Genomic DNA, 24,657 nt, shown 5'->3' with positions numbered 1-24,657 from the left:
TTGAGACCGCGGTCGCTATCGGCTACCGATGAACGTACTCGTGGTCGGCGCTGGCGAGATGGGTCGGTGGTTCGGCGAGACGGTGAAAGCCGACGTGGCGTTCGCCGACGCCGACCCCGCGGTCGCGACGGCGGCCGCCGAGGCGGTCGGCGGGCGCGCGGTCGAACTCTCGACCGACGAGCGCTTCGAAGCGGTCTGTCTGGCGGTCCCCATCTCGGCCGCCGAGTCGGCGATCGCCGACCACGCCGACCGCGCCGCGTCGGCGATGCTCGACGTGACCGGCGCGATGGCCGGGCCGGTAGCCGCGATGGTCGACCACGCCCCCGACCGCGAACGGGTCAGCCTCCACCCGCTGTTCGGGGCGGCCAACGCCCCCGGGAACGTCGCCGTGGTCGCCGACGCGCCCGGACCCGCGACCGACGCGATCCTCGACGACCTGCGGGCGGCGGGCAACGACCTCGTGGAGACGACGGCCGCGGAGCACGACGAGGCGATGTCGACCGTCCAGTCGAGCGCCCACGCCGCGATCCTGTCGTTCGCGCTCGCGGCCGACGAGGTTCCGGAGGGGCTGACGACGCCCGTCTTCGAGGCGCTCGCGGACGTCGTCGGGCAGGTCGCGGGCAACGACCCCGACGTGTACGCCGAGATCCAATCGAGGTTCGAGGGCGCGGACGACGTGGCCGACGCCGCTCGGCGGCTCGCGGACGCCGACGCCGAGGCGTTCGCCGACCTGTATCGCGAAGCGAGCGCGAACGCGACGCCGGAGGGCGACGAATGAACCCCCAACAGCGCGAGCGGATCCGCGAGAACGCCAAGTACCTCCGGAACGTCCGCCCGATCGATCCCGAGGAAGTCTCCGAGTACGTCGACGGCCAGCCCCACCCGGCGGTCGTCCGCCGGACGCTCAGCGAGGAGGCGTTCGATCTCGGCCTCGTCGAGCGCGAGGACGGCATGTTCGAGCCGGTGGGCGAGGACCCCGTCCGGCCGACGTTCCGCGGGGTCGAGGCGTTCCCGGAGTCGGCGGGACGCGACCTCGAAGACCTGCTGGTCGAGCGGTTCGGCCCCGACTGGCACCGCGGGGAGTCGGGCGACCGACTCCGGGAGTCGATCCGCCGGCTCAAAGACGAGTACTTCCGGAACGAGCCGGTCGAGTACGACGAGCACGCGGCGCTCGCGTACGCGATCTACCACCTCCCGGACAACTACGCGGTCGTCCAGTACGTCCTCGACGAGCTCGCCGAGACCGGCCTGCTCGGTCGACGACTCCGGATTCTGGACGTCGGGGCGGGCGTCGGCGGCCCCGCGCTCGGGGTTCGGGACTACCTGCCCGACGACGCGCTGGTCGAGTACCACGCGGTCGAGCCCAGCCCGGCGGCCGACGTTTTCGACCGCCTGCTCGCGGACGCGGGGCGGAACGTCCACCCGACCGTGTTCCGGGAGACCGCCGAGGCGTTCGACCCCGACGGCGACGGCGAGCCCTACGACCTGATCGTGTTCGCCAACGTGCTCAACGAACTCGGCGACCCCGAGGCGGTCGTCGATCGGTATCTCGACGCGCTCGCGGCCGACGGCGCGGTCCTCGCGATCGAGCCCGCAGACCGCGAGACCGCGATCGGACTCCGGACCGTCGAGCGCGCGGTCGCGGACGACGCCGACCGCGCCGCGGTGTACTCGCCGACCCTCCGGCTCTGGCCCGGCGAGCGTCCCACCGACCGCGGGTGGTCGTTCGACGTGAAGCCGGACCTCGACGTGCCGACGTTCCAGCGCCGACTCGACGAGGCCGGGGGCGCGACCGGCGAGTTCGTCAACGTCGACGTCCAGTTCGCCTACTCGATCCTCCGGCCCGACGGGCGGCGCCGGATCGAGTTCGAGGCCAACTCCGACTGGTCGGCCAAGATGGCCGAGATGGAGCGCCACGTCACCGAGCGCATCGATCTGGTGGCGGTGAAGCTCAGCCACTCGCTCGCCGAGGGCGACCGCAACCCCCTGTTCAAGATCGGGGACGGCAGTCAGTCGAGCGACCACTTCGCGGTGCTCACCAACGAGACCGCGCTGAACGCCGACCTCCGAACGGCCGACTACGGCGACCTGCTGTCGTTCGAACAGGTGCTGGCGCTGTGGAACGACGACGAGGAGGCGTACAACCTCGTGGTCGACGAGGACACCGTCGTCGACCGAATCCCCGCTTAGTAGCGAGTCGTGACCGAGACGTCGCCGGCGTCGGTCGCCTCGACGACGGCGTCGAACGGTGACTTGAGCGTCGCGATCGTCTGCCTGTCGTGGGCGTGGGGGTTCATGTGGAAGTGTGCGAACCCGCCGGCGGCGTCGAACCGGCGAGTCACGACTCGGAGGAACCGGTACAGCGTCGAGCGATCGGCGTACTGCAGGAAGTCGGTGATCGAGTCGAAGCAGACGACCGTCTGGGCGTCCCGATCGGCCCAGTCCTCGATGACGTCGCTCACCGCCATTCCGACCCCCGTGAGGTCGGTCGGGCTCACCGTCCGCACCGACACGTTGTCGGGGTGGGGACGAGAGCGCCGAAGCGTCTCGTCGATCTGGATGATGGCGATCTCGTTGGGGTTTTCGTCGTAGTTCGTTCGGAACTCCCTGATCCAGCGGTCGGCCCGGCCGAACGTAAGTATCAGAACGTTCTCCTCGGCGAGGGTCCGGGTGGCCAGCAGATCGTGGTGGAGATCGCCGTCTTCGGGAGTCAGCGACGGCGCCAGCATGAGGACGTTGCTGGCGTTCGGGATCTCCTCGGAGACCGGCGCGGTCATCGCCGGTCTCCCAGCGCGTCGGCCAGCGCCTCGATGACCTCGTCGGCGTGGGTCTCGCCGTCGACCGAGACGTAGATCCCCTCCCGTTCGTCGACGTACCGGACGATGGTCTGGTCGGTGAGATACACCGCGAAGGCGGTGATGCTTCCGAGGGGCTCGTAGAGGTCCTCGTACATCTCGCGTTCGGCGAAATCGAGCTTGTAGTTGAAGTGGAGTCGGTCGGCGAACTCACCCACCTCCTCGGGGTCCCCGTGCTTCTCGACGACGCGTTCGGCGATGAACACCGGGTTGTACGACTCGCCGTCGTACTCGACGAACGCGCGCAGGTCGCTGTCCGCCGCCGCTCGGACCGCCTCGAACCCCGCTCGTGCGTCGAAGTCCGTCAGTCCCGGATCACCGATGATTTCGTCCATGGATTCGGGTTACGTTGCCGCTTTAAAAGTGTACCCGACAGCGAAACGTCACACGTAGCGGTGTCGCTTGCCGACTCGGCGGTCTTTTAGCCCGACAAGCGACAAGGGCGGGTATGGCAGACAGCTTCCGCTCGTTCGAGGGGCTCCGCGACGCGCTCGCGGACGCCAGCTTCGACCGACCGCCCGCGATCGTCGCGAACGCCCACGTCACCGGGCTGAGCGTCGCGCGGGCGCTCAAGACCCGCGACGTGCCCGTGATCGCCATCGACCGCAACGGGAAGGGGGTCGCGCCCTACTCCGACGCGGTCGACTTCGCGGGCCGAGTCACCTACCCGCTGGACGACGAGGACGGCTTCCGCGAGGACGTCGAGGCGCTCGCGGCCGAACTCGACCACGAGCCGGTCGCGTTCGGGTGCATGGACGAGTGGGTCCACGCCCTCTCCCGGAGCGACCCCGACGGCGTCGCGCTCCCGTTCGCCGACCGCGAGACGGTCAACGCGGTGCTCGACAAGGAGTCGCTGTACGGCGTCGCCGAGGACCTCGGGGTCCCGTACCCCGAGACCTACCGAGTCGCCGAGACCGACCCGGCCGAGACCGGCGGCGCGGCCGGGGCCGCCAGCACCCGCGAGAGCGTCCCGGCCGAGACGGCCGCCGACCTGCTCGGCTTCCCGCTGGTGGTAAAGCCCGCCCTGAAACGCAAGTTCGAGGAGGCGGTCGGCACCAACGTCGTCGAGGTCGCCGACCGCGCGGAGTTTCTCGACGTGGTCGAGAACGCGGCCGACGCCGGCATCCGGGTGATGGCCCAGGAGAAGGTCCCCGCGGTGCGTGGCGAGGACTGCTCGCTGGCGTCCTACGTCCCCGAGTCGGGCGCTCCGGTGAGCGTCGTCGGCAACGCCCGGGTCCGGTACCCGCTGGGGTACGGCACCTCCTGCGTCGTCCAGCGCGCGGACGCCCCCGAGGTCGAGGAGAACGCGCTCGCCGTCCTAGAGGAGACGGGCTACTACGGCATCAGCGAGGCCGAATTCGTCTACGACGGCGACCGCGAGGAGTACGTTCTGCTCGACGTGAACACCCGGCCGTGGAAGTGGATCTCCCTGCCCGTGCAGGCGGGCGCGAACCTCCCGCTGGCGGCCTACGCCGACGAGGTAGGCGAGTCCTACGAACCCGACGAAATTCGGGACGCGACGTGGGCGTATCTCGCCGACTACCTTCGGCTCCTCGGGAGCGACGAGGGGTTCGCGGACGTGCTGGGCCGCGAGGAGTGGCTCGCGATCGCCTCCGGGGCGTTCGAGTCGCTCGAGGACCTCACGACCGGCGTCTACCGCCCGTCCGACCCGGGACCGGCCTACCAACTGCTCCAGACCGAGTTCGGCACCCAGCAGTACTACTGCGCCTGTTGAATCGCCGCGGGGTCGGGCGTCCGTCCGCCTCTCGGGGGCGGCGGACGCGGCGACCGTCCCCGGAGTCGCCCCCGAACGTTCAAACCGGAAGCCGCGCCCACCTCCCGTCATGTTAGCCGTCGCCGGCGGTAAGGGCGGATGCGGGAAGACGACCACGACGCTGGGACTCGCGGGCGCGCTCGCCCGCCAGCGCGCGCCGGTGCTCGCGGTCGACGCCGACCGCGAGATGCCCGACCTCCACGCGATGGCCGAGGTGGCCCGCCGGCCCTGTCTCGACGCGGTGGCGGCGGGGTGGCCCGCCGGGCTGGTCGCGGGGGCCGCGAGCGCGCCCGGCGTGCCCGCTGGTGTGAGCGTGCTCCCGGCCGCCGAGACCGGGATCGAGACCCGGCCCGCCGACGCGCCGGGCGCGACCGAGCTCGCGCGGTTGCGAGGCGAATCCTCGACCGTTCTGGTCGACTCGCCGGCGGGCGCCGGCCCCGACGCGGTCGCGCCGCTTCGGGTCGTCGACGCCGCGCTCGTGGTGACGACGCCCGAGCCAGCCTGCCTGCGCGACGCCGCCAAAACCGCGGCGATGGCCCGGGAACTCGACACGCCGATCGCGGGCGCGGTCGTCTCCCGGGCCGGCGAGTCGGGGTCGGACGCCGTCGACCCCCGGGCGCCCCCGGGCGTCGAGGATCTGCTCGACTGCGAGGTGCTTGGCGTCGTTCCGACCGTGGACTGCCGACCCGACGCCGACCCGCTCGACGACGCGGGCGTCCGGGCGGCCCACGACCGGCTCGTGTCAGCGCTCCAGCCCAAATACTTATGATCTGTGCGCGTCGGGCTGAACGTACGTGTCACGCCGGCTCTCGACGGGCATCGACGTGCTGGACCGGAAGCTCGACGGCGGGCTCCCGGCCGGAAGCGTCGTCGCGTTCTCGGCGCCTCCGGCGAGTCAGGCCGAGCTCCTGCTCTACGAGTTCACGTCGTCTCGCCCGACCCTCTATCTCTCGACGGACCGCGACGAGGCGGCCGTGATCGAGACCCTGGAACGGACGCCCGGCCCGACCGGCTCGCCCGACGTGCGCCACGTCCCCGGCGACGCGCCGCTTGACCACTCCCAGCGGCTGTTCCGGCGGCTCTCGGAGGATTCGAATCTGGTCGTCGACCCCGTCGACCTGCTGGAGCGCCAGGAGACGAGCCGCTACCGCAACTTCCTCGCGGACCTCCGCAACCACCTCGCGAACACCCGGAGCGTCGCGATCCTCCACTGTCTCGACGGCCGGTCGGTGCCCGACGCCCGCGACGTGACCGAGCACGTCGCCGACGTGGTGTTCCAGCTCCACACCGAGTACTCGGGCGACACCGTCGAGACCCGGCTGGCGGTGCCGAAGTTCCGCGGCGGGCGCGCGCTGTCCGAGACGATCAAGCTGGAGCTCGCCGAGTCGGTTCGGATCGACACCAGCCGCGACATCGCGTGACCGGGGGTCGGGGCCGGACGAAACAGCGAGGCTTAAGCGTCGCGGCCGTCCCAACGAAGACGAATCCCGCATGAACACCATCGACGAGGTCCACGTCGCGCCGCTGGGCTACGAGGACGACCGGATCGTCGGTCCCGCCGAGAAGTACGACGTCGACGTCCTCTACCTCCTCGAACACGACGACCGCACCGACGCGCCGGAGTACCACGACGAGGTGCGCGAGCGACTCGCCGATCTGGGGGTCTCGGTCCGATCGCGGTCGGTCGACCTCTTCGACATATACGACGTGCTCGGCGTGGTGACGACGCTGGTGGCCGAACACGGCGGCGACATCGTCCGGGTCAACGTCTCGACGGGCTCGAAGCTCTCGGCGGTCGGGACCGCGATGGCGTGTATGTGCACCGACGCGACCGCCTACTACGTCCACCCAGAGGGCTACCCCTACGCCGACCGCGGGGAACGCCAGAGTTACGGCTACCGCGACGACGAGGCGTTGCCGTCCTATCCCATCGAGTCGCCCACCGCCGATCAGGTGGCGGTCATGGCGTTCCTCGACGAGGCGAACACCGAGGCGTACACCGCCAAGAAGAAAGACATCATCGAGCACGCCGAGGAGGCGGACCTGTCGTTCGTCGCCGAGAACGCCCCCGCCAACGACAAGGCGAAGTTCGCGCTCCTGAACGCGAACGTGATCGAACCGCTACTCGAGGACGGCTACATCGCGGTCGAGGAGGTCGGTCGTCGCAAGCAGGTGACGCTGACCGACACCGGCGCGAACGCGCTCCGGGCGTTCCGCCACGTCCTCACCCAGTCGTGAGCACCGCTGGCCGTTCGGTCGCGGGCCGAACGATAGTATAGATAGTATTGATACTATTCGGTGTCAGTTTACAGTCAATATTATCGGTAGTATGCGGATAGTATTGAACAGGTCCCGGGGTGACTGCATAGACGGAGGTCGGCTCGTCGGCCTCCCCGAATCGGCCCTCCACGCGGTTTCGGCCGTCCGCGACCCTCCCGCGGTGCCGTTCGCTCGCGACGGCCACCGTCGACCCGAGCGGTCCCCCTTTCGTTCGGCCCTCGCGCGGTCTCGCGCTGTCGGTTCGGTCTTCAGGCTGTCTTCGGTCGTTTGGCCTCCGGACGGTCGCCCTGACGGCCTTCGGTCCGCCGGGCGAGCCCCGTCGGTACCGACCGTCGAGCGCCGCGGCTCGCGAACGAGCGTCCCAGAAAACGAGTCGTCGGTCGATTCGGCGTCTCTCGCCGGACGGCGAGACGGCGCGTCGGGTTACTCGTCGGCTTCTTCGAGCTCTTCGAGGATCTCGTCCTCGTCGACGTCGGCGTCGTCGAGGGCCTCTTCGAGGTCGGCCCCGCCCATGCCGCCGCCCATCATGCCGCCCATCGGGCCCATGGCGCCGCCCTCGATGGTCTCCTGAACGATGACCCGGTCGAGGTCGAGCTGGTCCATCACGTTCTGGGCGATCTGCTGTTTCTGGAACATCCACTGCTGGTTCATCGCCAGTTGGGGCGTGCTCTCGATGTACAGCGTCTCCTTCTCGACGGTCTCGGTTTCGGTCTCGGGCTCGGCGTCCTCGTCGTCGGGCTCGACGACCGTCTCCTCTTCGACCTCGTCGGTCTGGATCCACATCTCGAGGTCGGCGTCGAGGAACATCGAGATGAGTCCTTGGGCCTTCTCGACGCGGTCGTCGACCTCGCCGACGACCTCGTAGTCGTACTCGACGTCCTCGCCCGCGAGCGGGTGGTTGAAGTCGACGCGGGCGCGGCCGCCGATGATGGTCTCGACGTGACCGTGCTGGCCGTCGATGTCGACGTGCGCGCCGGGGTAGCGCTCGTCTTCGGGGATCTTGTCCGCGCTCACGGTCTTGACCTGATCGGGGTCGTACTCGCCGAACGCCTCCTCGGCGGGGATGGTGACCTCGTCCGCGTCGCCGACCTCGCCGCCGATGACGGCCTCTTCGACGCTCTCGAAGATGTGGCCCTCACCAAGGACGATGACGCGCGGTTCGAACTCGCGACCCTCCTCGTCGTCGAGGCCCTCCTCCTCGGCGACCTCGGGGTCGGTCGTGTCCACGATGTTGCCGTCCTCGACGGTGCGCGCGGTGTAATCGAGGCGAACGAAGTCGCCGCTCTGGAGTCCCTCGGCGTCCGCGTCCTCGTTCGTCTCGTCGGCTACGTCAGTCTCTTCTTCTTCACTCATACCCGAAACGTCGCTCGTTCGCCCCTTAAGAATCACGTTTCGTGTTTCTCGGCAATACGGCCCCAAATCGGGGTCGAATCAGTAGCGGGCGGCGGGCTGGCGGCGAATCCGGGCGTTCGACGCCTCGCGGGGCGACGCCGGACCCGGTGGGGCGTTTCGAAGCGATTAAAAGCCGTGAACGGGTACGAAGGGGTATGAGCCAGACCGAACAGAGGCAGGCGCGCCGGTGCGTCTCCTGCGGAATCAACATCTCCGGCACGAACGCCGCGTCGTTCAAGTGCCCGGACTGCGGCCAGCAGATCTACCGCTGTGCGAAGTGCCGCAAGCAGAGCAACCTCTACGAGTGTCCCGACTGCGGGTTCATGGGTCCGTAACTATGGGGAAGGTCGCCGCAAAAATCAAGGTCATGCCGCAGAGCCCAGAAATCGACCTCGACGAACTCCAGGACCGACTCGAAGAGTCGCTCCCGGAGGGCGCGAAGATCAACGGCTTCGAGCGCGACGACGTCGCGTTCGGGCTGGTCGCCTTGCTCCCGACCGTGATCGTCCCCGACGACACGGGCGGGACCGAAGCGGTCGAGGAGGGATTCTCGACGGTCGAAGGCGTCGAGAGCGTCGAAGTCGAGAACGTCGGTCGGATATAAGCGGTCGGTCGCGGTTTCTCGCGGTTCGTCGACGCTCCGAAGGATAACAATTAACTGATAGCTCCCGGTGGGTCGGCGTATGGGCAATCCGCTCGAAACGCCGCTCGTCCGGTACGGGATGGCCGCCAGCAGCGCCGCGATACTCGTGATCGTCGCGTTCGCGTTCCTCGACGGGACGATGCGGTTGCTCGTCCTCGGGATGGCGGTCCTCGAAATCGCGGTCGTCCCACAGATACTCAAGCGCGCCGCCGAGCAACAGCAGTAGTAACTACACGCCCGAACCGGTCGGGGCGTCGGGGAGCTCGAACTTCTCGGCGTCGACGCCGAGTTCCTCGAGCGCGGCTTCGAGGTGGCGTTCCTCGGCGTAGTCGACGCCGTCTTCCTCGCGGAGCCGCTGGGCGGTCGCCAGCACTTCGCCCCGGCGGTCGTCGGGGATGTCGTACTTGTCGGTCGCCAGTTCGATGACGAGCCCGTTGTGGTCCTGCGTGTACAGCGAGTGGAAGATGCCCCGGTCGAACTCGTTGTAGCCGCGCCACTCCTCGTCGAGGGCCTCGCGGACCTCGACGAACTCCTCGGGGGCGATGCTAAACGAGAGGTGGTGGACCGCGCCGACGCCCGCCCGCTGGGGGCCGCGGTGGGAGTCGCGGTCGCCTTTCACGAAGAACGTGATGATGCGACCGTCGCCGGTGTCGAAAAAGAGGTGGGTCTGGGAGGGGTCGTCGAGGTTCGGCTGGCGGAGCACCAGCGGCATGCCGAGGACGTCACGGTAGAAGTGGATCGTCTCCTCGGCGTTGCTCCCGATGAGCGTGATGTGGTCGGTACCGGTGGTCCGGATCGGGCTGTCGGGTCGCTCGGGCGTGATCTCGAAGTCGTCGGCGGATCTGCGTTCGTTCGACATAGCTGTCGGTAGGAAGCCCATCCAAATAGGTGTCAGGTAACGCCGGTGTCACCGGCTGAGAGCCGGTTCGAGCCAACGTCGGGGGCTACTCCAGCGCGGCCGCGAACGCCTGCTCGAAGTCGGACTTCAGGTCCTCGACGTTCTCGATGCCGACGCTCGCCCGGATCAGGCCGTCGCGGAGCCCCGCGGCCTCCCGCTCCTCGCGGGGGATCGCGGCGTGGGTCATCGTCGCGGGCTGTTCGATCAGGCTCTCGACGCCGCCGAGGCTCTCTGCGAGAGTGAACACCTCGGTCGCCGAGACGGCGTCGGCGGTTTCCTCGAGCGAGGCATCGAGCTCGAAGCTGACCATGCCGCCGAAGTCGTCCATCTGCTCGGCCGCCAACTCGTGGTCCGGGTGGGATTCGAGGCCGGGGTAGTAGACGCGGTCGACCGCCTCGTGGTCGGCGAGCCACCGGGCGAGTTCCCGAGCGTTGTCGCAGTGGCGGTCCATCCGTACCGGGAGGGTCTTGGTCCCGCGCAGGACGAGAAAGCACTCGTGAGGGCCGGGCGTCGCGCCGACGCTGTTCTGATAGAAGCCGAACTGCTCGTCGAGGTCCTCGTCGTCGGTCACCAGCGCGCCGCCGACCACGTCCGAGTGGCCGCCCATGTACTTGGTGAGCGAGTGGGTGACCGCGTCGGCGCCCAGATCGAGCGGTCGCTGGAGATACGGCGTCGCGAACGTATTGTCGACTACCGAGAGCGCATCGTACTCGTCGGCGAGGTCGGCGGTGGCCGCGATGTCGACGACGTTGAGCAGGGGGTTGGTCGGCGTCTCGACCCAGACCAGTTCGGTCTCCGCGCGCATCGCGGCCTCGGTCTCGTCGAGGTCGGTCATGTCCACGAAGTCGAACTCCAGGTCGTACTGCTCGTACACCTGCGTGAAGATGCGGTGGGTGCCGCCGTAGACGTCCTCGCTGGCGACGACGTGATCGCCGGCTTCGAGGAGGTTGAGCACGGTGTTGATCGCGCCCATCCCGCTCGAAAAGGCCCGCCCGTACTCGCCGTTCTCGAGGCTGGCGACGTTTGCTTCGAGGTCCGTCCGGGTGGGGTTGCCAGTCCGGGAGTACTCGTAGCCGCGGTGGTCGCCCGGCGCGTCCTGAACGTAGGTGGAGTTGGCGTGGATCGGCGTCATCAGCGCGCCGGTCTCCTCGTCGGGCTCTTGGCCCGCGTGGATCGAGCGCGTCTCGAATCGGAACTGGTCGTCGTCCATGCTCGGGCCCACGCACGGCCCGTAGGTTACTCTTGTCCTTTCGGCAGCGCGGGCCAGCGCGCTCGTCGGTCCGCAACCGCGAGCGCGCCGGCCGGGACGGCTCGACCGGCAGTCAGAGTCGTGCGAGCGGTCGACCGAGCCGAGGAACGCGGCATTTATAACGCCGACAGGACAAAGAGGTCGTACGACTATGCCGAGCTCGAACGGACCCTACCACAGCACTCGCGACAAACTCTCGAACAGTCCCCGGGAGAGCGGAACTTCGCCGCCCCAGCGCGCCGTCCAGCAGTTCGAGGAGGGCCAGAAGGTCCACCTCAAGATCGACCCCAGCGTCGAGAAGGGTCGATTCCACCCGCGATTCGGCGGGAAGACGGGCGAGATCGAAGGCATGCAGGGCGAAGCCTACAAGATCCGGATCACGGACGGCGGCAAGGACAAGACCGTCATCGCCACCCCCGCCCATTTGAAGGCGCAGGAATAGCATGACCATCTTCAAGGAGAAGCTCGACGAGGAGTACCTGACGACCGCGGAGGCCAAAGAGCTGCTCGCGGACATCGAAGACGAGCGCGCGCTCGACGAGGACCGCGAGATGCGCTACGAGCTCGCGCGCGCCATCGAGCACGTCAACCGGTTCGCGGTGCTCGACCCCGAGGAGTCCCGGGAGCTCGTCGACGAGCTGGAGGCCCTCGAGAAGATCGACGAGCCCACGGCGTACAAGATCGCCGACCTCCTCCCGAAAGACCGCGACGAACTGCGCGCGGTGTTCGCCCAGGAGCGCTACACCCTCTCGGGCGACGAGCTCGACGAGATCCTCAACGTCGTCGCGAAGTACGACTGAGCGCCACCTACTCTTTAAGTAATCTGTCGCCGTACGGGACATCAATGAGCGAACGGAACGACGAGCAGGTGCCGGCAGTCGTCCTCGACTACCTCCCCAACGGCCGCGCCGACGACAATCGGCCACAACACCAGAAGCCGCCGCTGACCTACGCGGTCGGCGTCGAGGACTTCCGGCTGTTCGAAGTCACGCTCGCAGAGGACGTTCACCTCACCATCACCGACCGGTTCGACGCCGACGCGTCGGCCGACGACGTGGCGAGCGTCCGGGAGATCGACAACGAGGACCTCTCGGGGGCGGCCCAGCAGGAGCTCGAACACGCCATCCGAGCGATCGTGGAGGCCGACGAGCGGCGATTCGTGGACTTCTACAACGACGCCCAGCCCATCACGCTACGGCTCCACCAGCTCAACCTCCTGCCCGGCATCGGGAAGAAACTCCGCAACAACATCTTAGAAGAGCGAAAGCGCAAGCCCTTCGAGAGCTTCGAGGACCTCGAAGAGCGGGTGTCGGGGCTCCACAACCCGAAGGAGGTGCTCGTCGAGCGCGTCCTCGAAGAGCTCCAAGAAGAGGACCTGAAGTACCGGACGTTCGTTCGTCGCGAGGACCAGTAACGCCGCCGGGCCGGTGGCGACTCGGTGGGTTTACCCTTTTCCGGTATCTACCCGGTCGTAATGACTATCTCGGATTCCGAGCCCAGAGACCCGGACGCCCTGCTCCGTCGGGCGGGCGTCCGCGGGAACCCGGACCGCGACCAGCACTTCCTCGTCGACGACCGGGTGCTCGATCGGCTCCCCGAGTACGCGGTGAGCGGGGCCCGACGCGGCTCCGACGATCGAGCGTCCGAGTCCTCAGACGGGGTCGACCTGTCGCACGTCCTCGAAATCGGGCCGGGGACGGGCGCGTTGACCGACCGACTGCTCGCGGTCGCCGACAGGGTGACCGCGATCGAGCGCGATCCGGACCTCGCGGCGTTCCTCCGCGAGGAGTTCGCCGACGAGATCGCGGCCGACCGGCTCGACGTCGTGGCGGGCGATGCGCTCGACGTCGAACTCCCCGAGTTCACCGCCTCCGTCTCGAACCTCCCGTACGGCGTCTCCAGCGAGATCGCGTTCCGACTGCTCCCCCGCGGGCGACCGCTCGTGTTGATGTTCCAGCGGGAGTTCGCCGAGCGGATGGCCGCCGACCCGGGCACCGACGACTACGGCCGGCTCTCGGTCTCGGCCCAGCACTACGCCGACGTCGAGGTCGTCGAGCCCGTCCCGAAAGAGGCGTTCTCCCCGCCGCCGGACGTCGAGAGCGCGGTCGTGCGGACGACGCCCCGCGAGCCCGACTACGCGGTCGACGACGAGGCGTTCTTCCTCGGGTTCGTGAAGGCGGTGTTCACCCAGCGCCGCAAGACCCTCCGGAACGCGATCCGGAACACCGCCCACATCTCGGGGCTCGACGACGCCGACGCGGTGGTCGACGCCATCGCCGACGGCGCGACCGACCTCGACCCCTCGGTGCTCGGCAAGCGGGCGGGTACGGTGGCGCCCGCGACGTTCGCCGCGATGGCCCGCGCCGCCGACGAGCACGGCAGGGGTGACTCGATGTGAGCGGCGCCGTCGATCTGGTCGCGATCGCCGACCAGCTCCGGCAGTTCGACACGGCCCAACTCCGCCTCGCGGTGAGCGCACTCATCGTGCTCAGCGTCGCGACCGCGGTGTTCTCGGCGCGGTATCTCCGCCCGAGGCTCCACGACCGGTTTCACAATCGGGTCGCCGACGTCGCCCTGACAGTGACCATCGCGGCCATCGTCTTCGGATCGGCGGTCGCGCTGTTGGTGCTGTGGGGGCTCGCGACCGACGCCGCGACGGTGCTCACGCAGGTCAGCGACTTCGTCGGCACCGGCGCGCGGATCCTGGTCGCGCTGGCGGTGGCGGCGGGCGCATACGTCGCAAGCGGCGTCATCGGTCGGGCGATCGACCGGTTCACCGACGGTCACGACACCATCACCGAACACCAGAGCGAGATCGTGTTCAGGGTCGCGCAGTTGACGGTGTATCTCAGCGCGGGCTCGATCATCATCGGCACGGTCTGGAACGTCGACCTCAGCGGCCTGCTGGTCGGGGCGGGGTTCCTCGGTATCATCGTGGGCATGGCGGCGAGACAGACGCTGGGGTCGCTGCTCGCGGGGTTCGTGTTGATGTTCTCGCGGCCGTTCGAGATCGGCGACTGGGTCGAGGTCGCCGAGGAGGAGGGGATCGTGACCGACATCTCCATCGTCAACACCCGGATCCAGACGTTCAGCGGCGAGTACGTGATGATCCCTAACGACATCGTGAGCGGCGAGAAGATCATCAACAAGAGCCGGAAGGGCCGGCTCCGGATCGAGGTCGAGGTGGGGATCGACTACGAGGCCGACGTCGAGCGAGCGACGGCCCTCGCCACCGACGCCATGAAGGGACTCGACGAGATCCTGTCGGTGCCGACCCCGCAGGTCGTCGTCCAGCGGTTCGGCGACTCCGCGGTCGTTCTGGGGCTCCGGTTCTGGATCGACAAGCCGAGCTCTCGACGGCGGTGGCGCGCCCGCACCGCCGTCGTCAAGTCGGTCAAGGCGGCCTTCGATCGCGAGGGCGTCAAGATCCCGTTCCCCCAGCGCGAACTCACCGGCCGCCAGGAGTCGGGCGGGTTCCGGGTCGCGGGTGAGTCGGCCGCCGTGGCCGAGGCGGCGCCCGACGGCGGGGGCGACGACCCCGGTGGGAACGCCGACGGGGTGAGCCCGGAGTGACCGACCTCGCCGACCGCCGGGACGTCGAGACCGAGGTCTACCAGCCGGCCGAGGACTCCCGGCTGCTCGCCGACGCCGCGATCGCGGACCTCGACTCGCCGTCGCTCGCGCTGGAGGTCGGCACCGGCTCGGGATACGTCGCGGCCCGGATCGCGGCCGAGACCGGCGCCCGGGTCGTCGGTTCGGACCTGAACCCCCACGCCTGCGCGCAGGCTCGCGATCGGGGCGTCGAGGCGGTCCGCGCGGACCTCGTCGGGCCGTTCCGCGAGGAGGCGTTCGACGCGGTGGTGTTCAATCCGCCGTACCTCCCGACCGATCCGGCCGACGAGCGCGACGACTGGATGGAAGTCGCGCTGTCGGGCGGCGAAGACGGCCTCGACGTGGTCGAACCGTTCGTGGCTTCGGTCGGGCGCGTGCTCGCGCCCGGCGGCGCGGTCTACGTGCTGGTCAGCAGTCTCGCGGGCGTCGACGAGGTCGTCGAACTCGCGGCCGAGGAGGGGTTCTCGGCGGCCGCGCTCCGGGACGACTCGTTCCCCTTCGAGACGCTGACCGCGCTGAAGCTCGTGCGGTGAGCCGCTCGCCCCGGGTCGGTTGCGAATAGGTACCGTATGCCTATGAACCTCGGTTATTTCCGAAGTAGAAAATATTAAGCGTCGGCATTCCGTAGGACGGGGTAGTATGACAGAGCGCGTCGCTACGACACCGGGAGTGTATCCGCTTCCCGACTGGGCGAAAGACGACCTCGCCGACCTGAAGGGCCACCAGAAACACGACCTCGTCGACGGCGACGAGGGCGAAGACGTGACCGCGGTGTACGAGCGTGCTCGCGAGGAAGTGATCGACCACCAGCGAGACGCGGGCCTCGATCGGATCGTCGAGGGGCAACTCCGGTGGGACGACATGCTCGCCCACCCGCTGGCGGTCCACGACAACGTCGAGACCCGGGGCATCGTGCGGTACTACGACAACAACAACTTCTATCGGGACCCGGCGGTCGCCGGTGAACTCGGCTTCGACGGCGACATCGCGGCCGAACTGGAGGCCGCGACCGCGTTCGCCGACGCCGACTCACTGCAGGCGGTCGTCCCCGGCCCGTACTCGCTGGCGGACCTCGCGACCGACGAACACTACGGCGACGACGCCGAGTTCCTCGCGGCCGTCGGCGAGTTCCTCGCCAGCGAGGTCGCGGCGTTCCCCGAGATCGAGACCCTGTTCGTCCTCGAACCCTCGCTGGTCGAGAACCCGCCGAGCGACGAGGAAAGCGAGCGCGCGAGCGCCGCCATCGACGCGGTGACGACCGCGGCGCCCGACGGCACCGACGTGATCGTCCACACCTACTGGGGCGCACTGGAGGAGAAGGTACACGCCCACCTCCTCGACGCCGAGTTCGACGCCGTGGGATACGATTTCGTCGCGAACCACGAGGACAACCTCTACAACATCAACGAGTACGGCACGAAAGACTCGATCGCGGCCGGGTTCGTCGACGGCCAGAACACGCTCGTAGAGGACGCCGAACAGATCGCCGAGCGGGCCGACTGGCTCGAATCGAACACGCCCGCCGCCGACTTCGAGACGATCTACCTGACGACCAACACCGAACTGTTCTACCTGCCGTACTCGACGTTCCGGGAGAAACTCGCCGCGCTCGGCGAGGCGACCGAGGTCGCGGAGGTGAAAGCATGACCCGCGAGCAGTTCCGGCACGACGACCACCCGAACGACCACTTCCTGCTGACGACCGTCGTCGGCTCGTACCCCAAGCCCAAGTGGGTCGACCGCGCCCGCGACCTCTACGAGGACGAGTCGGCTGACTTCGACGAGGCGGCGTGGCAGGAGGCCAAAGACGACGCCTCGCGGCTCATCACCGACGAGCACGTCCGAGCGGGCCTCGACGCCGTGGTCGACGGCGAGATGCGGCGCAACGAGATGGTGGAGTACTTCGCCCACCGCATCGACGGCTACGAGTTCAACGGGCCGGTCAAGGTGTGGGGCCACAACACCTTCGACAAGCCGTCGGTCGTCTCGGACGTCGAGTACGACGAGACGTGGCTGGTCGACGAGTACGAGTTCACCGCCGGCGTCACCGACCGCCCCGTCAAGGTCCCGATCACGGGGCCGTACACGCTGGCGAACTGGAGCTTCAACGAGGCCTACGACGACACCGAGTCGCTCGCCCACGACCTCGCGGATCTGGTCAACACGGAAGTCGAGAAGCTCGTCGAGGCGGGTGCCCGGTACGTCCAGATCGACGAGCCCGCGCTCGCGACCACCCCCGGCGACCACGCCATCGTCGGCGAGTGCTTAGAGCGCATCGCGGCGGGCATCCCCGACGACGTGCGCATCGGGCTCCACGTCTGTTACGGCGACTACTCCCGAATCTACCCCGAGATCCTCGAGTTCCCGGTCGACGAGTTCGACCTCGAACTCGCGAACGGCGACTACGAACAGCTCGACGTGTTCAAAGACCCCGAGTTCACCGCGGACCTCGCGCTCGGCGTCGTCGACGCCCACGTCGCGGACGTCGAGACGGTGCCCGAGATCAAGGCTAACATCCAGAAGGGCCTCGAAGTCGTCCCGGCCGAACAGCTCACCGTCAGCCCCGACTGCGGGCTGAAGCTCCTGCCGCGGGAGGTGGCCTACGAGAAGATGGAGAATCTGGTTCTGGCCGCCCGCGAGGTCGAGCGAGAGCTCGACGCCGGCGAGATTGACGTCGAGCGGTCGGCCGTGACCGCCGACGATTAGGGCCGACAGGCGGCGCGCTCGCGAGGTCCGGGCCCTCGCGCGCCGCGCTCCGGCTGGGACGCCCCGGCCGGACTCAGAGCACGACCAGTCTTGGTGCCGGTTTCGCACTTGAACCTACGGAGGGCTTCCCCGACCAGTGACCCGCTCAGACCACTCCTCGGACCAGCGATCCGATGCCGGCCGCGACCACCGGGATCGCGACGCTGAGCCCGAACGCCTGCCCGGTCGCCGCGTACTGAGAGAACGCGCCGTTGGCGGCCACCGTCGCCGCGAAGACGCCCCACGAGAGGAGCCCGACGCCGAGCCCGGCGGCCACCGCCCGCGAGAGGGTCTTCGAGACCGCCCCGACGAGCGCGCCCCCGACGAGAAAGCCGTACCAGTGGATCTGGGCCGCGCCGACCGCGATGACCGCGGCCGCCGCCAGCGCGAACCACCGCTCGCGGCGGTTCGTCCGGATCTCGGTCAACCACGCGCGGGCCACGCTCATCGGTTCTCCCCCTCGCTCGGGTCGAACCGGACGTCGACCTCGCCGCCGGGGTCCCGGCCCATCGGTTTGTACTCGCCGTCGGCCCACAGCCGGAGCTGGTCGTCGTAGTGCTCGGAGAAGTAGTCGCCCGAGTTGCCGCCCGGGAGGATACACACCGACTCGGCGTCCCTCGCTATCGGACAGACCATCCGCCAGCTACTCCCGACCGCCGACTCGGCTCGGAAGTTGTTCAGCGTGTACGCCGACCCGTCGGTGGCGTAGGCGGGGTAGTTCAGGAACGACTGGTCGAACGGGTGGGTGATCGCGGCGGTGGTGTTGTGGTCGCCGTAGGTCGCCCCGTCGTCGAGGTCGGCGACGGCGGCCCGGAGTGCCCGGACCATCGCCGCCTCGCGGCCGCCCTCGCCGAACCACCGGCTGTCGGCCGGGAGGGTCGCAAGCACCCAGTCGTTCGGGTAGTAGCGCTCGCCGAGACCCGCCCGTTCGAACGCGTCGGCGAACGCCTCCTCGCGGAAGCGGTCGAACCACCGCGAGAACACGAGCGCGCCCCGCGAATCGCGGTCCATCCGGCAGTCCCAGTCCCGGAGCGTCCCGACCGGGGCTTCGAGCCCCTCGCGGCCCTCGACGGCCGCGACGAGGTCGCCGACCACCTGTTCGGCCCGCTTCGAGTAGGTGTCGCGTTGGATCCGGCGCATGAACTCGGCGTCCATCGGCTCGTCGCTCGCGGCCCGCCGGTCGAGCAGTTCGTAGAGGCGCTGGCCCCGGTACGGACTGCTGTACGCCTCGCCGATGTAGTGGTCCGGGTCGTCGGCGATGCGCTGGTTGGCGGTGCCGAGGTAGTCGGGATCGACGACGTGGGGCTTTTCCTCGAACGGGACGAACCCTTCCCACGAGGAGACGCCGAACGGCTCGAACCCCTCCCACTCGGCCTCCCCGGCCGACCCGTCGAACACGCGAGTGCCCCGGACTTGCTCGCCGTCGATGGTCCGGCGCGGGATCCGGCCGGTGACGTAGTAGAGGCTGTTGCCCTCGCGGTCGGCGTAGACCACGTTCTGGGTCGGCAGGTCCATCCGACGGGTGGCCGCGAGGAACTCCTCGATCCCGTCCGACCGGTTGTATCCTCGGATCGCCCGCGAGGTGGCGGTCGCGGTGTGGCCGGTCCACGCGACCCCCACTTCTCGGCCCTCGCGTTCGATTACCGGGCCGTGGACCGTCTTCCGAACCGTGACCGTCCGGTCCGGGCCGTCGGCGACTCGGATGGTCTGCTCGTCGGTCTCGAACTCGCGCCACTCGCCCCGATACCGGTAGCGCTCGCCCGCGTCGTCGGTCTCGTAGGTGTAGAAGTCGATCACGTCGGCGCCGGAGTTGGTGAACCCCCACGCGCCGGCGTCGTTCTCGCCGATGACGACGAACGGGACACCCGGGAAGGTGACCCCGCGGACGTCGAGGTCGTCGGTCCGGAGGTCCATCTCGTACCACACCGGCGGCGCCGAGAGCGCGAGGTGGGGGTCGTTGGCGACCAGCGGCCGACCGCTCGCGGTGAACTCGCCCGAGACGACCCAGCTGTTCGACCCCACGCCCCGGGGGCTCTCGAACGACGAGAGCCACCGGAGGAGGTCGGCGTCCGCGAACTCTCCCCGCGGCTCGACGGGTCGGCCCGCGAGGCGGTCGCCCCCGGTACCGTCGCGGATGATGGGCGCGTCGTGGTCGAGGCGGGCGGGATACAGCTCCGCGACCGCCTCGGGGCCCAGCTCGGACGCGATCAGTTCGCGTTCGAGCGTCCGGAAGCTCCCGGTCAGCGACCAGGCGATCTGAGACTCCATGAGCATCGTGTCGGCGGGCGACCACGGATCGGGCTCGTAGTCGAGCAGTCCGAACTCGACGGGGAGCGACTCGCGTTCGATGTGGGCGTTCACCCCCTCCGCGTACGCCTCGACGGCCCGGCCCGTCTCGGTGCCCTCCAGCAGTTCGAGGTTCGCCTCCGCGCCGCCGGCGAAGTCCATCCGGACGTGGAACTCGTCGGAGTCGACGGTGGCCTCGCCCACCACCTCCGAGAGCCGACCGGTCATCACCCGCCGCTGGAGGTCCATCTGAAAGAGCCGGTCGGCGGCCTGCACGTAGCCGACCGCAAAGTACAGCGCACGCTCTCGGTCGGCCGAGACGTGCGGGGTGCCGTACTCGTCGTACCGGACGTCGGCCGCCCCGTAAGGGCTCTCGACGCGTCGGTCAGTCGGGTCGGTCGCGTCGCCCCACGCCCGGCCGGTGAACGGCGCGAACCGGTCGAGATACCCCCGCACGGGCGCCAGCGACCCGGCGGCGGCCGCGCCCCCGACGACGGCGGCCAGTAGCGCTCGCCGCGTGGTATTGGTGTCCATACGAACATCTCGCACACTGCGCATAAAACGTCTGTTCCACCGCGCGTGGGTTGTTCCATGTTGAATCGTCCACCGCGACGGCTCGACCCCGCGCCCTCGGGTTCGTTCGACCGGACCGAAACAGAAACATACGACGTCCGACCACGTTTTCACCGGTAATGACCGCAATGGGAACGCTCGATTGACTCGGCGTCGTCGGACCGTACGCCGTCTTCTTCGTCGTGCTGATCGCCTACTACGTCTGGGAGGGGCGGCGCGATCGCCTACCCCTTCCGGGTGTACGAGGCCGAAGTCGAGGCCGAGCGCCCGCTGGTTGGGCCCCGGCGCGACCGCCGGATCGTCAGCGTCGACTGCTCGCGCCGGCTCGCGGTCCGGGCCGACGAACTGCCCGACGTCGAGCGCCCCGACGGCGACGTCATCGTCGACAGCGTCCGGGTCGACGAGCGCCCGTTCGAGGGCTGAGACGTCGCCTCGGCGGGTGTCCTGTCGGTGTCGAAGTCGGCGGCCGCGAAAAACGAAATCGGAGAACCGAACGCTACGCTACTCGTAGAGCCACGTCTCGTCGACGCGCTCGTAGTCGACCAGTTCGTCGTCGTCGAAGAACAGCTCGATCTCGCGCTCGTTGGCGCCCGGGTCCTCGTGGTCCGAGCCGTGGATGACGTTCCGACCGAGGTCGAGCCCGAAGTCGCCCCGGATCGTGCCGGGGGCGGACTCGGCGGGGTCGGTCTCGCCCATCATGGTGCGGACCTGTCGGGTCGCGTCCTGGCCCTCCCATACCATGGCGAAGACGGGGCCGGACGTGATGAAGTCGACGAGCCCCTCGAAGAAGGGCTTGCCCTCGTGTTCGCCGTAGTGTTCGTGGGCCATCTCCTCGTCGATCTGCATGAACTTCCCGGCGACGAGCTTCAGGCCGCGGTCCTCGAAGCGCGAGACGATCTCGCCGATCAGGCCGCGCTGGACGCCGTCGGGCTTGACCATCACGAAGGTGCGCTCGGTCTCGCTCATTGTTCGGTGCGTCCCGCGCCGCCGCCGTCCTCGGTCCACTCCAGATCGCGGGGCTCGCGGCCGAGGTCGGCGTTCTTTTCGCACTTCGCGGAGCAGTAGTGGATCGTGGTGCCGTCCGTGCGGACGAACATCGTCCCGGTGCCGGGCTCGATGTCCGACCCGCAAAAGTCACACTCTCTGGTCTGGGGCATCGTTATTGGCCTCCGATGGAGTCGGCTTCGCGGGCGGTCTCGCGCAGCTGGAGCACGTCGCCCTCCCGGACGGGGCCGAGGCAGTTCCGCGTGATGATGCGGCCCTGGTTCTCGCCCTCGCGGATGCGGCACTTGACCTGCATGGCCTCGCCGTGCATCCCCGTCTTGCCGACGATCTCGATCACTTCGGCGGGCGTGGAGCCTTCTTCAGCTTCCTCTGCACTCATGACTCAACCACCTTACCGAAGTTCCTCGACCTTGCCGGCGATGTCCTCCACGTCGTCGTCGGCCTCGCCCGCGTCCACGACGGCCGCGGCGGCGCTGCCGACTTCCAGCCCGGCGGCGTGACCGATGTCGTCCTGGGTCTCGACGAAGACGAAGGGGATCCCCTTCTCGTCGGCGAGCTCCGGGAGGTGCATGACGATCTCCTCGGGCTGGACGTCTTCGGCGACGTAGACGAGCTCGGCGTTGCCGCGCTCGATCGCCTTGGTCGTCTCGTTGGTTCCTTTCTTGACGCTACCTGTGTCTCGGGCGACCTCGAGCGCCTCGACGGCGCGGTCCTGAAGGTCGGCTGGGACGTCGAAGTTTACGTACACTGGCATTGGTTGTTCACCTCCTGCACGTCGGCTCAGGCTCCCCTGCCGGAGTGGTCCTGTGCGGCTAGGAGCATCATCAACCGCGCGCAGGTTGTACGACTTGATAGTTCGTCACCCCTTAAAAGCGCTTCCAAATACCCGCACGGCGTGGGACGGCGCGCCACGGGTCGCCGACTCATTCCCGCCCTCCGCGGTTCGCGCGATCGGGGGTCGGAGTCGCAACGCCCATACCCGTCTCGGAACTACCCTCGGCCATGACTCTCGCCGAGGTCGCCGCCACGCTCCGCCGGGAAGCCGCCGCGACCGACGAGCGCCGACTGCTCGCGCTCACCGGCGACCGGGACGCCTGCTACGAGGCGGCCGACCGAGCGCTCGACGCCGCCGATATCGACCGCGAGGCGACCGCGCTGGTCGGGACCGGCCACCTCGACTGCGAGCGCGTCGGCCCGAAGCGCGCCGACCGACTGCTCGGAACCACCCGCGAGTGCGTGGTGCTCGACTGTCACGCCGACTTCCGACCGAACGCGGTCGGTCGGGTCGTCGGCGCGATCGAGGGCGGCGGGCTGTTCGTCCTCCTGTTGCCCGGGCTCGACTCGTTCGCCGACGGCCGGACCGACTTCGATAGGAGCCTCGCGGTGCCGCCGGCCGACCTCGACGACGTGACCGGACGGTTCCGACGACGGTTCGCCGAGACGCTCAGAGTCCACCGCGGCGTCGCCGTCGTCGACGCCGCCGACGGGACCGTCGAGCGCGACGGGCTGACCCGGCCGGCCCCGCGGCTCGCGACCGCCGACGACCCGCCGGGGGTGCCCGCCGACCGGAGCTTCCCGGCGGCCGCCTACGAGGCGTGTCTCACGGCGGATCAGGTCGACGTGGTCCGGGCGCTCGAAGCGCTCGGAGCCGACGACAACGCGGTCGTCGCGGAGGCCGACCGGGGCAGGGGGAAATCGAGCGCGGCGGGCATCGCGGCCGGCGCGCTCGCCGCCGAGGGCGCGGACGTGGTGGTCACGGCGCCGGAGTACCGGAGCGCCCGCGAGGTGTTCGTCCGGGCTCGCGGCCTGCTCGGGGCGCTCGACCGCGGCGTCGAGACCGACCGGGGTGAGCGACTCGGCGAGTCGCGATCCTCGTCGGACCGAAGTTCCGACGGCGACCCGCCGCGGGACGTCCGCACCGCCGAGGGCGGGCGCGTCCGCTTCGAGACGCCGACCGACGCCGCCGACCTACACGGCGACCCCGACGCGGTGATCGTCGACGAGGCGGCCGCCCTCTCGGTCCGACTGCTCGAACGGTTTCTGGCGGCCGACCGGGTCGCGTTCACCACGACGGTCCGGGGCTACGAAGGCGCAGGCCGGGGGTTTTCGGTCCGGTTCCGAGACCGACTCGCCGAGAGCCGCCACGAGGTGACCGAGGCCCGACTCGACGAGCCGATCCGGTACGCCCCGGGCGACCCGGTCGAGGTCTGGGCGTTCCGGGCGTTGCTGTTGGACGCCGCGCCCGCCGTCGATCCGGTGGTCGAGTCGGCCACTCCCGGGTCGGTTTCGTATCGGGCGCTCGGCCCCCAGGACCTGCTGGCCGACGAGCGTCTGCTTCGGGAGGCGTTCGGCCTGCTCGTGCTGGCTCACTACCGCACCGAGCCCGCCGACCTCGCGCGGCTCCTCGACGCCCCGAACCTCGCGGTCCGGGCGCTCGTCACCGACGATTCGACCGCGTCCGACCGGGCGGGCCACGTCGTCGCGGTCGCACTGCTTGCCCGCGAGGGCGGCCTTCCGGCGGACGTCCGCGAACACATGTACGAGGGCGGGCGCGTTCGGGGCAACATGCTCCCCGACGTGCTGACCTCCCAGCTCCGCGACGAGTCGGCCGGCGCCCCCGAGGGACTGCGGGTGATGCGCATCGCGACCCACCACGCGGTCAGGTCGCGCGGGCTCGGCTCGCGACTGCTGTCGGCGGTGCGCTCGGAGTTCGACGGCGAACTCGACTGGCTCGGGGTCGGCTACGGCGCGACTCCGGAACTCCTCCGGTTCTGGCGCGCGAACGGCTACGGCGCGGTCCAGCTCTCGACCACGCGCAACGACGAGAGCGGCGAGTACTCCGCGCTCATGCTCGACCCGCTCACCGAGGCGGGCCGGGCGCTCCGGGACCGCCACGCGGGGTGGCTCGGCTCCCGGATCGGGTCGATGCTGGCCGACCCGCTTCGCGACGCCGATCCCGACGTGGTCCGGGAGCTGTTGGGGTCGCTCGACGCCGAGATCGGACTCGACCTCTCGGCGTGGGACTGGCGGGCGGTCGCGGCCAGCGCCTACGGCCCCGGGCTCTACGACGCCGCGCCCCGTCCCTTCCGGCGAGTGGCGCTCCGGTACTTCGTCGACGCCGCGGACCGAGCGCCGGCGCTCTCGGCCCGCCACGAGCGCCTGTTGGTCCGGAAGGTGTTGCAGGGCCACCCGTGGCGCGCGGTCGCCGACGAACTCGGCTATCACTCGGCGGGCCAGTGCATGCGCGCGCTCGGCGACGCCTACGAGCCGTTGGTCGACCGGTACGGCACCGAGGCGGCCCTCGAAGAGAAGCGGCGGTACACCGATTAGGCGCCACCCCGTACGG

30 protein-coding genes are annotated in these 24,657 nt (G+C 69.3%); 19 read left to right on the top strand and 11 right to left on the bottom strand.

Translation table 11 applies throughout. From position 1 onward, the window contains the following. Positions 1-28: 28 nt before the first annotated feature. On the top strand, positions 29-778 hold the full coding sequence (locus EPY72_RS09715) for a prephenate dehydrogenase/arogenate dehydrogenase family protein (protein WP_135806292.1): 750 nt from the start codon (positions 29-31) through the stop codon (positions 776-778). Then, positions 775-2,190, top strand: a complete 1,416-nt coding sequence (locus tag EPY72_RS09710) for a small ribosomal subunit Rsm22 family protein (RefSeq protein ID WP_135806291.1) — start codon at positions 775-777, stop codon at positions 2,188-2,190. Before EPY72_RS09715 ends, EPY72_RS09710 begins: the two co-directional genes overlap by 4 nt. Here the strand turns inward: EPY72_RS09710 and EPY72_RS09705 are convergent. Both EPY72_RS09705 and EPY72_RS09700 read right to left on the bottom strand, forming a co-directional pair. Next, positions 2,187-2,777: a DUF7504 family protein gene (locus tag EPY72_RS09705; RefSeq protein ID WP_134669986.1), complete on the bottom strand. Its 591-nt coding sequence runs from the start codon at positions 2,775-2,777 to the stop codon at positions 2,187-2,189. The genes EPY72_RS09710 and EPY72_RS09705 overlap by 4 nt on opposite strands. Further along, positions 2,774-3,190, bottom strand: a complete 417-nt coding sequence (locus tag EPY72_RS09700; protein WP_135806290.1) for a DUF7522 family protein — start codon at positions 3,188-3,190, stop codon at positions 2,774-2,776. The genes EPY72_RS09705 and EPY72_RS09700 overlap by 4 nt, the downstream gene beginning before the upstream one ends. Positions 3,191-3,303: 113 nt before the next feature. Here EPY72_RS09700 and EPY72_RS09695 point away from each other — a divergent pair, with 113 nt between their 5' ends. The 4 genes from EPY72_RS09695 (at position 3,304) to EPY72_RS09680 (ending at position 6,867) form a co-directional block, all read left to right on the top strand. Then, a complete protein-coding gene (locus tag EPY72_RS09695) occupies positions 3,304-4,590 on the top strand; it encodes a carboxylate--amine ligase (RefSeq protein WP_135806289.1) in 1,287 nt (428 codons plus the stop codon). A gap of 109 nt (positions 4,591-4,699) precedes the next feature. Then, positions 4,700-5,398, top strand: a complete 699-nt coding sequence (locus EPY72_RS09690; protein WP_135806288.1) for a MinD/ParA family ATP-binding protein — start codon at positions 4,700-4,702, stop codon at positions 5,396-5,398. A gap of 25 nt (positions 5,399-5,423) precedes the next feature. Further along, positions 5,424-6,050: an RAD55 family ATPase gene (locus tag EPY72_RS09685; RefSeq protein WP_134669980.1), complete on the top strand. Its 627-nt coding sequence runs from the start codon at positions 5,424-5,426 to the stop codon at positions 6,048-6,050. A gap of 70 nt (positions 6,051-6,120) precedes the next feature. Then, positions 6,121-6,867 (top strand): HFX_2341 family transcriptional regulator domain-containing protein, encoded by a 747-nt coding sequence (locus EPY72_RS09680; RefSeq protein WP_134669978.1) that lies wholly within the window; start codon positions 6,121-6,123, stop codon positions 6,865-6,867. A 465-nt stretch (positions 6,868-7,332) separates the two neighbouring features. Here the strand turns inward: EPY72_RS09680 and EPY72_RS09675 are convergent, their stop codons facing one another. Further along, entirely contained in the window at positions 7,333-8,262 is a 930-nt protein-coding gene (locus EPY72_RS09675) for an FKBP-type peptidyl-prolyl cis-trans isomerase (RefSeq protein WP_135806287.1), read from the bottom strand. A gap of 194 nt (positions 8,263-8,456) precedes the next feature. Between EPY72_RS09675 and EPY72_RS09670 the strand changes: the two genes are divergently transcribed. From EPY72_RS09670 to EPY72_RS09660, 3 genes are all read left to right on the top strand, one after another. Then, entirely contained in the window at positions 8,457-8,636 is a 180-nt protein-coding gene (locus EPY72_RS09670) for an HVO_2753 family zinc finger protein (RefSeq protein ID WP_134669975.1), read from the top strand. Between the two features lie 2 nt (positions 8,637-8,638). After that, positions 8,639-8,905: an elongation factor 1-beta gene (locus EPY72_RS09665; protein WP_134669973.1), complete on the top strand. Its 267-nt coding sequence runs from the start codon at positions 8,639-8,641 to the stop codon at positions 8,903-8,905. A 79-nt stretch (positions 8,906-8,984) separates the two neighbouring features. Beyond that, positions 8,985-9,170, top strand: a complete 186-nt coding sequence (locus tag EPY72_RS09660) for a hypothetical protein (protein WP_135806286.1) — start codon at positions 8,985-8,987, stop codon at positions 9,168-9,170. Between the two features lie 3 nt (positions 9,171-9,173). Here EPY72_RS09660 and EPY72_RS09655 read toward each other — a convergent pair whose 3' ends face one another. Next, complete coding sequence (locus EPY72_RS09655) at positions 9,174-9,803, bottom strand: VOC family protein (protein ID WP_134669970.1); 630 nt, start codon at positions 9,801-9,803, stop codon at positions 9,174-9,176. An 85-nt stretch (positions 9,804-9,888) separates the two neighbouring features. Continuing rightward, positions 9,889-11,052 (bottom strand): cystathionine gamma-synthase, encoded by a 1,164-nt coding sequence (locus tag EPY72_RS09650; RefSeq protein WP_134669968.1) that lies wholly within the window; start codon positions 11,050-11,052, stop codon positions 9,889-9,891. A 190-nt stretch (positions 11,053-11,242) separates the two neighbouring features. Here EPY72_RS09650 and EPY72_RS09645 point away from each other — a divergent pair, with 190 nt between their 5' ends. The 8 genes from EPY72_RS09645 (at position 11,243) to EPY72_RS09610 (ending at position 17,408) form a co-directional block, all read left to right on the top strand. Further along, positions 11,243-11,533: a 50S ribosomal protein L21e gene (locus tag EPY72_RS09645; RefSeq protein WP_135806285.1), complete on the top strand. Its 291-nt coding sequence runs from the start codon at positions 11,243-11,245 to the stop codon at positions 11,531-11,533. A gap of 1 nt (position 11,534) precedes the next feature. Further along, complete coding sequence (locus tag EPY72_RS09640; protein WP_134669964.1) at positions 11,535-11,891, top strand: RNA polymerase Rpb4 family protein; 357 nt, start codon at positions 11,535-11,537, stop codon at positions 11,889-11,891. Positions 11,892-11,935: 44 nt separating this feature from the next. Continuing rightward, a complete protein-coding gene (locus tag EPY72_RS09635; RefSeq protein WP_134669963.1) occupies positions 11,936-12,505 on the top strand; it encodes a DUF655 domain-containing protein in 570 nt (189 codons plus the stop codon). 60 nt (positions 12,506-12,565) lie between these two features. Further along, on the top strand, positions 12,566-13,489 hold the full coding sequence (locus tag EPY72_RS09630) for a 16S ribosomal RNA methyltransferase A (protein ID WP_134669961.1): 924 nt from the start codon (positions 12,566-12,568) through the stop codon (positions 13,487-13,489). Further along, the gene (locus EPY72_RS09625; protein WP_244605555.1) at positions 13,486-14,664 is read left to right on the top strand and encodes a mechanosensitive ion channel family protein; all 1,179 of its coding nucleotides are present in this window, start codon (positions 13,486-13,488) and stop codon (positions 14,662-14,664) included. The genes EPY72_RS09630 and EPY72_RS09625 overlap by 4 nt, the downstream gene beginning before the upstream one ends. Next, the gene (locus EPY72_RS09620) at positions 14,661-15,236 is read left to right on the top strand and encodes a HemK2/MTQ2 family protein methyltransferase (RefSeq protein ID WP_135806284.1); all 576 of its coding nucleotides are present in this window, start codon (positions 14,661-14,663) and stop codon (positions 15,234-15,236) included. The genes EPY72_RS09625 and EPY72_RS09620 overlap by 4 nt, the downstream gene beginning before the upstream one ends. A gap of 106 nt (positions 15,237-15,342) precedes the next feature. Continuing rightward, complete coding sequence (locus EPY72_RS09615; RefSeq protein ID WP_135806283.1) at positions 15,343-16,350, top strand: 5-methyltetrahydropteroyltriglutamate--homocysteine methyltransferase; 1,008 nt, start codon at positions 15,343-15,345, stop codon at positions 16,348-16,350. Beyond that, positions 16,347-17,408: a methionine synthase gene (locus tag EPY72_RS09610; RefSeq protein WP_135806282.1), complete on the top strand. Its 1,062-nt coding sequence runs from the start codon at positions 16,347-16,349 to the stop codon at positions 17,406-17,408. The genes EPY72_RS09615 and EPY72_RS09610 overlap by 4 nt, the downstream gene beginning before the upstream one ends. A 145-nt stretch (positions 17,409-17,553) precedes the next feature. Here EPY72_RS09610 and EPY72_RS09605 read toward each other — a convergent pair whose 3' ends face one another. Both EPY72_RS09605 and EPY72_RS09600 read right to left on the bottom strand, forming a co-directional pair. Then, entirely contained in the window at positions 17,554-17,895 is a 342-nt protein-coding gene (locus tag EPY72_RS09605) for a hypothetical protein (RefSeq protein WP_134669953.1), read from the bottom strand. Further along, entirely contained in the window at positions 17,892-20,267 is a 2,376-nt protein-coding gene (locus EPY72_RS09600) for a penicillin acylase family protein (RefSeq protein WP_135806281.1), read from the bottom strand. Before EPY72_RS09600 ends, EPY72_RS09605 begins: the two co-directional genes overlap by 4 nt. A 276-nt stretch (positions 20,268-20,543) precedes the next feature. On the opposite strand from EPY72_RS09600, the gene EPY72_RS09595 reads away from it, so the two are divergent. Then, positions 20,544-20,729, top strand: coding sequence for a hypothetical protein (locus tag EPY72_RS09595; protein WP_135806280.1), 186 nt, complete (start codon positions 20,544-20,546; stop codon positions 20,727-20,729). A gap of 78 nt (positions 20,730-20,807) precedes the next feature. Here the strand turns inward: EPY72_RS09595 and ndk are convergent, their stop codons facing one another. Genes ndk through rpl7ae form a run of 4 tightly spaced genes read right to left on the bottom strand, consistent with a single transcriptional unit; the run spans position 20,808 to position 22,065 of the window. Then, positions 20,808-21,272: a nucleoside-diphosphate kinase gene (ndk, locus tag EPY72_RS09590; protein WP_135806279.1), complete on the bottom strand. Its 465-nt coding sequence runs from the start codon at positions 21,270-21,272 to the stop codon at positions 20,808-20,810. Then, positions 21,269-21,463: a 50S ribosomal protein L24e gene (locus tag EPY72_RS09585; protein WP_134669948.1), complete on the bottom strand. Its 195-nt coding sequence runs from the start codon at positions 21,461-21,463 to the stop codon at positions 21,269-21,271. The genes ndk and EPY72_RS09585 overlap by 4 nt, the downstream gene beginning before the upstream one ends. Positions 21,464-21,465: 2 nt before the next feature. After that, entirely contained in the window at positions 21,466-21,690 is a 225-nt protein-coding gene (locus EPY72_RS09580) for a 30S ribosomal protein S28e (protein ID WP_134669946.1), read from the bottom strand. A 12-nt stretch (positions 21,691-21,702) separates the two neighbouring features. Then, entirely contained in the window at positions 21,703-22,065 is a 363-nt protein-coding gene (gene rpl7ae / locus EPY72_RS09575) for a 50S ribosomal protein L7Ae (RefSeq protein ID WP_134669945.1), read from the bottom strand. Between the two features lie 248 nt (positions 22,066-22,313). On the opposite strand from rpl7ae, the gene tmcA reads away from it, so the two are divergent. Next, the gene (tmcA, locus tag EPY72_RS09570) at positions 22,314-24,641 is read left to right on the top strand and encodes a tRNA(Met) cytidine acetyltransferase TmcA (RefSeq protein ID WP_135806278.1); all 2,328 of its coding nucleotides are present in this window, start codon (positions 22,314-22,316) and stop codon (positions 24,639-24,641) included. The last annotated feature ends 16 nt before the right edge of the window (positions 24,642-24,657 follow it).

The sequence above is a fragment of the Halorussus marinus genome (assembly GCF_004765795.1).
Classification (GTDB): domain Archaea; phylum Halobacteriota; class Halobacteria; order Halobacteriales; family Haladaptataceae; genus Halorussus; species Halorussus marinus.
The sequence above is the reverse complement of the archived record's forward strand: the minus strand, read 5'-3'. Positions and strand labels throughout refer to the sequence as shown.

What these genes read in the sequence shown, in the direction of transcription:
- EPY72_RS09715 (WP_135806292.1), top strand. Translation starts at nt 29, where the DNA reads ATGAACGTACTCGTGGTCGGCGCTGGCGAGATGGGTCGGTGGTTCGGC.
- EPY72_RS09640 (WP_134669964.1), top strand. Translation starts at nt 11,535, where the DNA reads ATGACCATCTTCAAGGAGAAGCTCGACGAGGAGTACCTGACGACCGCG.
- EPY72_RS09680 (WP_134669978.1), top strand. Translation starts at nt 6,121, where the DNA reads ATGAACACCATCGACGAGGTCCACGTCGCGCCGCTGGGCTACGAGGAC.
- EPY72_RS09665 (WP_134669973.1), top strand. Translation starts at nt 8,639, where the DNA reads ATGGGGAAGGTCGCCGCAAAAATCAAGGTCATGCCGCAGAGCCCAGAA.
- EPY72_RS09675 (WP_135806287.1), bottom strand. Translation starts at nt 8,262, where the DNA reads ATGAGTGAAGAAGAAGAGACTGACGTAGCCGACGAGACGAACGAGGAC.
- EPY72_RS09655 (WP_134669970.1), bottom strand. Translation starts at nt 9,803, where the DNA reads ATGTCGAACGAACGCAGATCCGCCGACGACTTCGAGATCACGCCCGAG.
- tmcA (WP_135806278.1), top strand. Translation starts at nt 22,314, where the DNA reads ATGACTCTCGCCGAGGTCGCCGCCACGCTCCGCCGGGAAGCCGCCGCG.
- EPY72_RS09705 (WP_134669986.1), bottom strand. Translation starts at nt 2,777, where the DNA reads ATGACCGCGCCGGTCTCCGAGGAGATCCCGAACGCCAGCAACGTCCTC.
- EPY72_RS09695 (WP_135806289.1), top strand. Translation starts at nt 3,304, where the DNA reads ATGGCAGACAGCTTCCGCTCGTTCGAGGGGCTCCGCGACGCGCTCGCG.
- EPY72_RS09605 (WP_134669953.1), bottom strand. Translation starts at nt 17,895, where the DNA reads ATGAGCGTGGCCCGCGCGTGGTTGACCGAGATCCGGACGAACCGCCGC.
- EPY72_RS09600 (WP_135806281.1), bottom strand. Translation starts at nt 20,267, where the DNA reads ATGGACACCAATACCACGCGGCGAGCGCTACTGGCCGCCGTCGTCGGG.
- EPY72_RS09660 (WP_135806286.1), top strand. Translation starts at nt 8,985, where the DNA reads ATGGGCAATCCGCTCGAAACGCCGCTCGTCCGGTACGGGATGGCCGCC.
- EPY72_RS09690 (WP_135806288.1), top strand. Translation starts at nt 4,700, where the DNA reads ATGTTAGCCGTCGCCGGCGGTAAGGGCGGATGCGGGAAGACGACCACG.
- EPY72_RS09700 (WP_135806290.1), bottom strand. Translation starts at nt 3,190, where the DNA reads ATGGACGAAATCATCGGTGATCCGGGACTGACGGACTTCGACGCACGA.
- EPY72_RS09645 (WP_135806285.1), top strand. Translation starts at nt 11,243, where the DNA reads ATGCCGAGCTCGAACGGACCCTACCACAGCACTCGCGACAAACTCTCG.
- EPY72_RS09580 (WP_134669946.1), bottom strand. Translation starts at nt 21,690, where the DNA reads ATGAGTGCAGAGGAAGCTGAAGAAGGCTCCACGCCCGCCGAAGTGATC.
- ndk (WP_135806279.1), bottom strand. Translation starts at nt 21,272, where the DNA reads ATGAGCGAGACCGAGCGCACCTTCGTGATGGTCAAGCCCGACGGCGTC.
- EPY72_RS09710 (WP_135806291.1), top strand. Translation starts at nt 775, where the DNA reads ATGAACCCCCAACAGCGCGAGCGGATCCGCGAGAACGCCAAGTACCTC.
- EPY72_RS09635 (WP_134669963.1), top strand. Translation starts at nt 11,936, where the DNA reads ATGAGCGAACGGAACGACGAGCAGGTGCCGGCAGTCGTCCTCGACTAC.
- EPY72_RS09670 (WP_134669975.1), top strand. Translation starts at nt 8,457, where the DNA reads ATGAGCCAGACCGAACAGAGGCAGGCGCGCCGGTGCGTCTCCTGCGGA.
- EPY72_RS09630 (WP_134669961.1), top strand. Translation starts at nt 12,566, where the DNA reads ATGACTATCTCGGATTCCGAGCCCAGAGACCCGGACGCCCTGCTCCGT.
- EPY72_RS09615 (WP_135806283.1), top strand. Translation starts at nt 15,343, where the DNA reads ATGACAGAGCGCGTCGCTACGACACCGGGAGTGTATCCGCTTCCCGAC.
- rpl7ae (WP_134669945.1), bottom strand. Translation starts at nt 22,065, where the DNA reads ATGCCAGTGTACGTAAACTTCGACGTCCCAGCCGACCTTCAGGACCGC.
- EPY72_RS09585 (WP_134669948.1), bottom strand. Translation starts at nt 21,463, where the DNA reads ATGCCCCAGACCAGAGAGTGTGACTTTTGCGGGTCGGACATCGAGCCC.
- EPY72_RS09650 (WP_134669968.1), bottom strand. Translation starts at nt 11,052, where the DNA reads ATGGACGACGACCAGTTCCGATTCGAGACGCGCTCGATCCACGCGGGC.
- EPY72_RS09610 (WP_135806282.1), top strand. Translation starts at nt 16,347, where the DNA reads ATGACCCGCGAGCAGTTCCGGCACGACGACCACCCGAACGACCACTTC.